Below are 9,037 nucleotides of genomic sequence, written 5' to 3' on the forward strand. Positions count from 1 at the left end.
AGCCGGACATGCGGGCCAGCTTGACGCCGGCGGAGTCGCGCAAGGCCTCCAGCACATCGCCGATGACAGGTTCGATCCGCAGCGCAGGCGCTTCGAGATCGTTGGCGACGGTTTCGAGAACGTCGACCCAATCGGCGATAGACCCGCCCTCCTCCGGCCAGGCCGGAGCTCGGAAGACCGAGGTGGCGCCGACCAGGAGCTCGCCGTTGCGCAGGCCCAGCTGCTGGAAAACATCCTTGGTGGCCACAGGCACGCGGGGATTGACCATCACGCAAGGCATGCTCGGCAGTGCGAGCGGCAGCAGCTGCTCGCCGACGCCGGTCATGTCGCAAGCGCGCGAGAACAGGCACACCGGCACGTCGGCGCCGGTCGCGAGCGCGACCTTCTGCAGGCGAGGATCGTCGAGCGACAGATTGTTCAGACGCGCCAACAGCCGCAGCGCCGCTGCCGCATCGGCCGAGCCGCCACCGATGCCGGCGGCAACCGGCAGCACCTTGTCGAGCGCGAAGGCGCCGAGCTTCAGATTCGGCACCGCGTCGGCCAGAAGCTTGGCGGCCTTGAACACGAGATTGTCCGCGGTATCGCCGCAAGCCGCGGCAAGCGGTCCGGTGGTGGCGAGCTTCAGCTCGCCGCCCGGCTCCAGCGTCAGCCGGTCGGCGCAATCGGCAAACGCGACCACGCTTTCGAGATCATGATAGCCGTCGGCACGACGGCCGACGACGCGAAGGCTGAGATTGACCTTCGCCCGTCCTTCTTCAATCAACGCCGGCATTGGCGACACGCCCCCAACTTCAGTTCTTCGTCGTGCATGATCTCGTCGGAACCGCTACACACTTTTCGCTAGCGCGGCCCTTCGGGGTCCGGATCATGCGCCAGACTAGCCGCCCTTGCCGTCGTCCTTCCTCTTTTCCGCCTGCGCGGCCGAAGAGTTCGAATTGTCGTCGGCGAGGCCATTGGCGATCTTGGCCTCGATCTTCGGCAGCTCTTCCGGCTCGGGCTTGAGATCGCGCGCGTGCGACCACTGGAATTTGGCTTCCAGCGTGCGGCCAACCCGCCAATAGGCGTCGCCGAGATGGTCGTTGATGGTGGGATCCTCGGGCTTGAGGTCGATCGCGCGCTCGAGGTTCTTCACCGCTTCTTCGTAGTTGCCGATGCGGTAATAGGCCCAGCCCAGGGAATCGACGATGTAGCCGTCGTCGGGACGCTGCTCGACGGCGCGCTTGATCATCTTCATGCCTTCGTCGAGGTTCACGCCCTGGTCGATCCAGGAATAGCCGAGATAGTTGAGCACGTGCGGCTGGTCGGGCTGGAGCTCGAGCGCCTTCTTCATGTCGGCCTCGGCCTTGGCCCACTGCTTGGAGCGCTCCTCGCAGATACCGCGATAATAGTACCAGACGCTGTTGGCCTTGTCGTTGCCGGGCGGCAGCACGTCGACGCCTTGCGAATAGGTCGCGCCGCAGTCGCCGAACCTCTTGCGGCCGCGCTCGATGTTGCCGAGCGCCATGATCGCTTCGAGGTCCTTGGCATCCTCCGACGTCACGCCCTTGAGGATCTTGATCGCCTCGTCGGTGCGGTCGGCGGAATCCAGATCGATGGCAAGCTGGATCTGCGCGTTGCGCTTGAGCGGCGAGGTCGACGGCACGCGCTCATAGACCTTGATCGCCATCTGCGGCCGCTTCACGGACTCGTAGAGATCGGCCAGCGAGAGCAGCGCCAGCGGATGGGTCGGCTGGAGGTAGAGCGAGAGCTGGAGATAGACCAGCGCCAGGTCCTCGCCGCCGCGGCGGGTCAGCGTGGCACCGATGCCGTAGAGCGCTTCGGCGGCGCCGGCCTGGGCGGAATCGACCAGCGGCGGCATTTTCTTGCCGGCCTTGGTCTCGCGCAGGCCTTCCTGGATCAGCGGATGGCGCGCGAGCTTCTTGTCGAAGGCCTGATAGACGGTGGTCGCGGCGGCGGAATCCTTGTTGCGCGACAGCCAGCGCGCATAGGCTTCGGTCACGCGCAGCATGGAATCGTCGAGCTTGTAGGCGCGCTCGAAGCGGGTGCCGGCGTCCTTCTCCTTGCCGGAGAGCTCGAGGATCATGCCGGCGTGAAGGTCCTTGAACAGCGGGTACCATTCGGGACCTGCCAGCTTGTCGATGGTGGCGACACCGCCCTTGGCGTCCCCGGCACCGTAGGCGGCCCAACCCGACAGCAGCGTGGCGACGAGATCGGTGATCGGACCGCGGATCGACTGGTTGATGTTGGTCTGCGCGGCTGCGTACTTCTTCACCTTGAGATCATGCACGCCGACGACGAGACGCGCGACGCGGTTGGTCTTGTCGATGGTGAGGACGCGCTCGGCGAGCTTGACCGCTTCGTCGATGTCGCCGTCGGCGACCGACGAGATGAAGGCGCGGTCGAGCAGCTCGTTGTTCTTGGGATCGGTGCGCAGGGCCGAGCGGTAGAACGCAGCGGCGGAGGCCGCGTCGCGCTCGACGCTGGCATGGCGGGCGGCGAGATAGCTACCGGCACCCGTGAGCGACTTCAGATCGTTTCGGGTCGGAAACTGCGCCGCCGTGTTCTCCGGGTGATCCGGCGTCTGCGCCAGGACGCTGCCGGGGACGGTCGCGATCGCTGTGCCCATGAGGGCGATGGCAGCAACAGTCCAGCGGTTGAAACGATTTGAAAACATCAGGGCTCGCCTTGAGTTGGTAGTGCCTGGGTTTGCAGCAGAGGGCCGTATCGCATGCGAACGCGGCCGGTGGCATCGGGACCCGGAACCGTCCGGCGGACAATGCCGCTTTTGGCGCTTCGCCGCAAGGATTCGGGCCGGACGATCCCCTCCGCACGCCTTAAATCGGCCAAGTGACCGGCCAAGAGCGGTCCCAAGACGCTGTCAGTATGGCCTTATCGTGGCCGCGACCGGTGGCCGCAGCGGTGTCCTCACGCGAACGTGCGCCGGATCACCCTCGTGATCAGGTCCTTTTGCTCGGCCGGCCCTTACATCGCCTCGTAGTTCGGACCGCCACCACCCTCCGGAGGAACCCAGGTGATATTACCGTTGGGGTCCTTCACGTCGCAGGTTTTGCAGTGGACGCAGTTCTGGGCGTTGATCTGGAAGCGCGGGCTCGTGCCCTCCTCGACCCATTCATAGACGCCGGCCGGGCAATAGCGATTCGAGGGACCGGCGAACACGTCGTGCTCAGAGGTCTTTTGCAGGTTCATGTCGGTGACCTTGAGATGGACCGGCTGGTCCTCCTCATGGTTGGTGTTGGACAGGAACACCGAGGACAGCTTGTCGAACGAGATCTTGCCGTCGGGCTTCGGGTAGCTCCTGGGCGCGTGGCTCTTGGCCGGATCGAGCGTGGCGCGGTCGGGCTTGGCGTGCGCCTGGGTGCCGAACAGCGAAGCGCCGAACAGCGTGTTGCACCACATGTCGATGCCGCCGAGTGCGACGCCCAGCACGGTGCCGAACTTCGACCACAGCGGCTTGACGTTGCGGACCAGGAACAGATCCTTGCCGACCGACGACGAGCGCCACGCATTTTCGTATTCGACGAGTTCGTCATTGGCGCGATCGGCGGCCAGCGCCGCCGCGACATGTTCAGCCGCGAGCATGCCGGTGCCCATCGCATTGTGCACGCCCTTGATGCGCGGCACGTTGACGAAGCCGGCCGCGCAGCCGATCAGCGCGCCGCCGGGGAAGCTCAGCCTCGGCACGGACTGGTAGCCGCCCTCGGTAATGGCGCGCGCGCCATAGGCGAGACGCTTGCCGCCTTCAAAGGTGCCGCGGATCGAAGGATGGGTCTTGAAGCGCTGGAATTCGTCGAACGGCGACAGGTACGGATCGTCGTAGTTCAGATGCACGACGAAGCCGACGGCAACGAGGTTGTCGTCATAGTGATAAAGGAACGAGCCGCCGCCGGTCTTCAGGTCGAGCGGCCAGCCGAAGGAATGCTGGATCATGCCCTTCTGGTGCTTGGCAGGATCGATCTGCCAGACTTCCTTGAGGCCGATGCCGAACTTTGCCGGCTCGCTCTTGGAGTCGAGCGCGAACTTGGCGATGAGCTGCTTGGTCAGGCTGCCGCGGGCGCCTTCGGCGAACAGCGTGTACTTGCCGAGCAATTCCATGCCACGGGTGAAGGAGTCCTTCGGCTTGCCGTCCCGGCCGATGCCCATGTCGCCGGTGGCAATGCCCTTGACGTTGCCGGCGTCGTCATAGAGCACCTCGGCCGCGGCGAAGCCCGGATAGATCTCGACGCCGAGCGCTTCCGCCTTGCGCGCCAGCCAGCGGCAGACATTGCCGAGCGAGCCGATGTAGCAGTGATGATTGTCCATCAGCGGCGGCATCATGAAGTTCGGCAGCTTGATCGCGCCGCCGGCCGTCATCCAGTAGAAGCGGTCGTCCTTCACCTGCGTTTTCAGCGGGCAGTCGGAATCCTCGCGCCAGTCCGGAACGAGCTTGTCGAGCCCGGCCGGATCGATCACGGCACCGGAAAGAATGTGCGCGCCGACCTCCGAGCCCTTCTCCACCACGACGACGTTGAGATCGGCGTTGAGCTGCTTCAGCCGGATCGCAGCCGACAGGCCCGAGGGGCCGGCGCCGACGATGACGACGTCGAATTCCATGGATTCGCGCGGGGGAAGTTCTTCGGTGCTCATCTGATCTCAGCCCTTGAGACGGTCCTTGGTCATTTGCGCCCTCTTGTTTCCGATTTTTCCGGGTAGGACAACCACGGAAATGCGTTTCGCCGGGGTGCAAAGGGGTGCAAAGGGGTGCAAGGCGCCCTAAACTGGACTTCCCCGGTTCTGGTAGGCCAGAACCGGGGAAGTCCCATCTTTTTTGACGCGTTTTCTTCACGCGAACCGGGTGCCCACTTCGCTCGAAAACGCTATGCTATAATAGTCAGACTTTCCCATGATACCCGAACCCGCACCCACCGTCCGCGAGCTTCTTGCCTTCTATCTGGAGGCCGGCGTCGATTGCGCGCTCGCGGAGGAACCGATCGACCGCCTGGCGGAATTGGATGCCCCGCCGCCGGCCCCGCGCGTGGCGCCTCCGGTCGAGGCACCGCGGCCGGTCGCCGCGCCGGCGGTGATGCGCGGCGAGGCCGCACCTGCGCCCGACATCGCGATTGCCTCGGCGCGCGAGGCTGCGCGCACTGCGCCCACGCTGGAAGCGCTACGCGAGCTGATGCAAGGCTTCGAGGGTTGCGCGCTGAAGCACACCGCGACGCGATTGGTATTTGCCGACGGCAATCCGCAGGCGCGCATCATGTTCGTCGGTGAGGCGCCGGGCCGCGACGAGGACATCGAGGGGCTGCCCTTCGTCGGGCGCAGCGGCAAGCTGCTCGATCTCATGATCGGCGCGATCGGCCTCAACCGCAGCACGGCCTACATCGCCAACGTGATTCCGTGGCGGCCGCCCGGCAATCGCACCCCGACGCCGCAGGAGACGCAAATCTGCCTGCCCTTCATCCAGCGCCAGATCGAACTGGTGAATCCCGACGTGCTGGTGACGCTCGGCAATCCCTCGACGCAGACGCTGCTCGGAACGCGCGAGGGCATCATGCGCACCCGCGGGCGCTGGTTCGACTACGAGACGGGGGCGCGCACCATCCGCGCGCTGCCGACGTTCCATCCGGCCTATCTGCTCCGCTCGCCGTCCTACAAGCGGCTGGCCTGGCAGGATCTGCGCGCGATCGCCAAGGTGCTGGCGGGCTAGCGAGCTCTCGTGTCCCGGACGCGGTGCGGCACGCAGTGACGCTCCGCAGAGCCGGGACCCAGAAAGCAACACAGTACGATGCGGCGAGATGGGCCCCGGCTCTGCAGCGCACCGCCGAAGAGGCGCTGCGCAGCGTCCGGGGCACGAGACCTACGTCCTCACGTCCCCTTCGGCCGCACGATGGCCCAGCCGACGCGCAGGAGCTGCTGGCGACCGGTCACCAGCCATTCGAAGGCGCGCGGGACTTCCGGGACGATGCCGGGAAAGCGCTTGAGGATGTCCGGCGGCGGCGTGCCGGCGGTATCGGAAGCGCGCCAGACCACGACGCCGCCGGTCTCGCTGAATTTGGCCTGATTGATCCACGGCGTGCGCGCAGGGTCGGCGTCGATGAAGAGATGCGGCCGGCCGGAATGCAGCGTGATCAGGCTCGCAAGCGAGGTCTCGCCGGCCACCGCACGCAGGCGATGGTTGGTGCGGCGGGCAAAGCTCTCGTCGAAGAAGTCCGAGATCGCGCGCGCCGGCATCGAGGTCGCGATCTCGTTCGTGCCGGTCCAGGGCAGCAGCAGGACGGCGAGCACGACGCCGACGGCCGGCGCCACGACGGCGGCGGCCCAGACCGTCCGCAGCATCCGCGCACGGCGCATCGCGATGAGATCGCCGGCTGCGACCACCACGGCAAGCCCGGACACAACCAGCACGACGCCGGCGCCGCCGACGACGGAGTCGAGCCCGAGCAGGCCGGAGATGAGCACCGCGCCCAGCGCCGGCGCCAGCGCGAAGAAATAGACGAAGTTGCGCGCCAGCGGCTCGACCGGTGGTCGGTAGATGATCGGCGGCTCCTCGCCCTTGCCGGCGAACAGCCCGGTGTTGAGGAAGGTCAGCGCCGGGATCGCAGCGGCCCCGAGCACGAGGCCGCCGAACAGCCACGCCGCATGCAGGGCGCGGGCATCCAGCTCCGCAACTTGCGGCAAGGCCGGCATCACCAGCGTCTCGGCGCGCATCAGCCAGACCGCGTAGGGCAGCGCCAGCACCGCGACGACAACAAGCGCGAACAGCGGATCGAGCGCGCGCAGCGTCCGGCGGCCGCCGGCGGTCGAGACTGCGAAGACGACGAGCAGCAGCAGCAGGAAGATCGCCGCAGGCGTCGTCAGCAGCAGGAGACCGGCCTCGATCGACCAGGCGAACCAGGCATTGCCGCGACGCTGGCCGATGATCTGCCAGGAGTGCAACAGCAGCAGCGCCCAGAGCGGCCGGGCCAGGACAAGCGGGCCGAAGTCGAGCGCCGACGAGGAGAAGGCGAGCACCGTCATGGTAAAGAGCACCGCGAGCACCGCCTGCTGCGAGCCGACCACGGCGCGGGAGAGATGATAGAGCGCAATGAACGTCGCGATCTCGCAGAGCTCGGCGAGCACATAGACGCCGAACATGTGGCCGCCGGCGGCGCGATAGGCGATGTCGGCGAGCCAGACCGGCAAGGGCGGACCGAGATCGGTGCCGACCTGGTATTCGCGTCCGAAAGCCAGGAGCGTCGCAAGGCTGCCAGGCGGGCTGCGGTAGAACACCAGCGCCACGAACAGCCACATCGCGGCCTGCAGCAGCACGGCGATCCAGACGATCAGCCGCGGCCGGGCGCGAATGAGCTCGATGACCAGGGAGGTAAACCGCATGCAACGCCCGAAAGATGCAGCCAACCCGTCCAGCCGGCCCTATTCGCTCACAAACACTTTGATAAGGGGCGCTGCGCGTTGTGGCAACGACGGTTTCCTCGTCATGCCCTGGCTTGTCCCGCCTGGCTAACTCTAGAGATTCGCCGACGCGTCGATTTCGACGCTGGCTTCCACCGGCACCTCGACCTCGGTCACCGCAAACAGATCCGGCACCGGCTCGACGGTCCACGGCATGTGCTTGGCGCGTGCGGCCGCGACCGGGGCGAAGAAGCGGCGGTGATGGACGGAGGGGCCGAGGCGGTCGAGCGCGTCGAGGTGCTCGGGGACGGCGTAGCCCTTGTGCTGCTCGAAGCCGTAGCCGGGACAGTCCTGCGCCAGAGCGCACATCAGGCGGTCGCGCGTCACCTTGGCGATGATGGAGGCCGCCGCGATCGACAGCACGATGCCATCGCCGCCGATCACGGCTTCGCAATCGCAAGGAGTGTCGAGCCGGTCGCGGCCGTCGACGAAGACGTGCCTGGGCGCCTCCGGCAGTGCCACGACGGCGCGCTTCAGCGCCCACAATGAGGCGCGCAATATATTGTCGCGGTCGATTCGCGAGGGCGAGGCGACGGCGACCGAGACCTGGGCGGTGGCGCAGATCTTGTCGAACAGTTTTTCGCGCTCCTCCGCCGTCAGGCGCTTGGAATCGTCGATGCCGCGCGGGATGCGGTCGGGGTCGAGAATCACGGCTGCAGCCACCACGGGGCCGGCGAGCGGCCCGCGGCCGGCCTCGTCGCAGCCGGCGACCGGCCAGACGCCGCACTTGATCAGCGCGCGCTCGCGCCGGAAGCTCGGCGGTGCGACCGCGATGATGCCTTTCTTGCCTGCGGGAACGGTCGTTGTTTTGGTCGCAGGCGCTTTGCCGGCCTTGGCGGGCGCTGCCTTTTTCGCAGCGTCCTTCCTTGGCGCGTCTTTGGCCGGTGTCTTGGCGGACTTGTCCCGAATCATGGCGGGGATCGTGCGCAAGCGGCCCGGCCGGCGCAACCGGGAACCCGGCGCAATTCCCGTTATTCAGGCCGCCCTATTCTGCCAGATGCACCCGCCGGTCCTCGCCGACCTCGATGCCGGGTGCGACCACGACCTCCCAGGGATGGCCGTCGGGATCGGCAAAATAACCGGAATAGCCGCCGTAATCGGTCTCGTGCGCGGCCTTCGCGAGCTTTGCCCCCTTGCCGAGGGCAAAGGCCAGCACTGCATCGACCTCCTCTCGGGTCCGACAGTTCCAGGCGATCGTGATGCCGCGGAAGGTCGATGGCCTCGGCTGGTCCGGCAACGCCGCGTCGGCCGCGAGCTGATCCCAAGGATACAGCGCGAGCACCGGACCGCAGGTATCGTAGAACGCCACCGCCTCGCCGGTCGCCTTTAGCCGGCGCGAGAACCCGAGCGCGTCGTAAAAGGCGATGCTGGCGCGGATATCGCTGACACCGAGCGTGATGACGGTGAGCCGCGGCACCGGAGCCGAAACTTGCTTACTCATACGACACCTCTTCCACACTTCCCGCTCAGAACAGGCTCAGCTGATCGCCGTTCCGCTTCGGCCGGGCAAAATGATCCGTGGTCAGCTTGGAGCGCCTTTTGTTGAGGCCGAGCCTGTCGCAGGCGATCTCGAAGCGGCGGGCGG

7 protein-coding genes are annotated in these 9,037 nt (G+C 66.6%); 1 reads left to right on the top strand and 6 read right to left on the bottom strand.

What is annotated here, in order from left to right:
• From IC66_RS0115850 to IC66_RS0115860, 3 genes are all read right to left on the bottom strand, one after another.
• The coding region (locus IC66_RS0115850) for a 4-(cytidine 5'-diphospho)-2-C-methyl-D-erythritol kinase (RefSeq protein WP_038948286.1) at positions 1 to 772 on the bottom strand (772 nt) is incomplete at its 3' end.
• Between the two features lie 105 nt (positions 773 to 877).
• Positions 878 to 2,674: a tetratricopeptide repeat protein gene (locus IC66_RS0115855; RefSeq protein WP_038948287.1), complete on the bottom strand. Its 1,797-nt coding sequence runs from the start codon at positions 2,672 to 2,674 to the stop codon at positions 878 to 880.
• Between the two features lie 308 nt (positions 2,675 to 2,982).
• Complete coding sequence (locus IC66_RS0115860; RefSeq protein WP_038948288.1) at positions 2,983 to 4,644, bottom strand: electron transfer flavoprotein-ubiquinone oxidoreductase; 1,662 nt, start codon at positions 4,642 to 4,644, stop codon at positions 2,983 to 2,985.
• Positions 4,645 to 4,900: 256 nt separating this feature from the next.
• Here IC66_RS0115860 and IC66_RS0115865 point away from each other — a divergent pair, with 256 nt between their 5' ends.
• A complete protein-coding gene (locus tag IC66_RS0115865) occupies positions 4,901 to 5,707 on the top strand; it encodes a uracil-DNA glycosylase (protein WP_038948289.1) in 807 nt (268 codons plus the stop codon).
• A gap of 158 nt (positions 5,708 to 5,865) precedes the next feature.
• On the opposite strand, the gene IC66_RS0115870 is transcribed toward IC66_RS0115865, so the two are convergent.
• The 3 genes from IC66_RS0115870 to IC66_RS0115880 form a co-directional block, all read right to left on the bottom strand.
• The gene (locus tag IC66_RS0115870; protein ID WP_038948291.1) at positions 5,866 to 7,374 is read right to left on the bottom strand and encodes a glycosyltransferase family 39 protein; all 1,509 of its coding nucleotides are present in this window, start codon (positions 7,372 to 7,374) and stop codon (positions 5,866 to 5,868) included.
• A 132-nt stretch (positions 7,375 to 7,506) separates the two neighbouring features.
• Positions 7,507 to 8,364 (bottom strand): ribonuclease HII, encoded by an 858-nt coding sequence (locus IC66_RS0115875; protein ID WP_038948292.1) that lies wholly within the window; start codon positions 8,362 to 8,364, stop codon positions 7,507 to 7,509.
• 73 nt (positions 8,365 to 8,437) lie between these two features.
• Positions 8,438 to 8,893 carry a VOC family protein gene (locus IC66_RS0115880; protein WP_038948293.1) on the bottom strand — a complete coding sequence of 152 codons (456 nt, stop codon included), beginning with the start codon at positions 8,891 to 8,893 and terminating at the stop codon, positions 8,438 to 8,440.
• Positions 8,894 to 9,037 lie beyond the last annotated feature (144 nt).

Source organism: Bradyrhizobium genomosp. III (assembly GCF_000261705.1).
GTDB classification, from domain to species: Bacteria; Pseudomonadota; Alphaproteobacteria; order Rhizobiales; family Xanthobacteraceae; genus Bradyrhizobium; species Bradyrhizobium ottawaense.

Coding starts and splice junctions, on each gene's coding strand:
- IC66_RS0115880 (WP_038948293.1), bottom strand. CDS start 8,893: ATGAGTAAGCAAGTTTCGGCTCCGGTGCCGCGGCTCACCGTCATCACG.
- IC66_RS0115875 (WP_038948292.1), bottom strand. CDS start 8,364: ATGATTCGGGACAAGTCCGCCAAGACACCGGCCAAAGACGCGCCAAGG.
- IC66_RS0115855 (WP_038948287.1), bottom strand. CDS start 2,674: ATGTTTTCAAATCGTTTCAACCGCTGGACTGTTGCTGCCATCGCCCTC.
- IC66_RS0115870 (WP_038948291.1), bottom strand. CDS start 7,374: ATGCGGTTTACCTCCCTGGTCATCGAGCTCATTCGCGCCCGGCCGCGG.
- IC66_RS0115860 (WP_038948288.1), bottom strand. CDS start 4,644: ATGAGCACCGAAGAACTTCCCCCGCGCGAATCCATGGAATTCGACGTC.
- IC66_RS0115865 (WP_038948289.1), top strand. CDS start 4,901: ATGATACCCGAACCCGCACCCACCGTCCGCGAGCTTCTTGCCTTCTAT.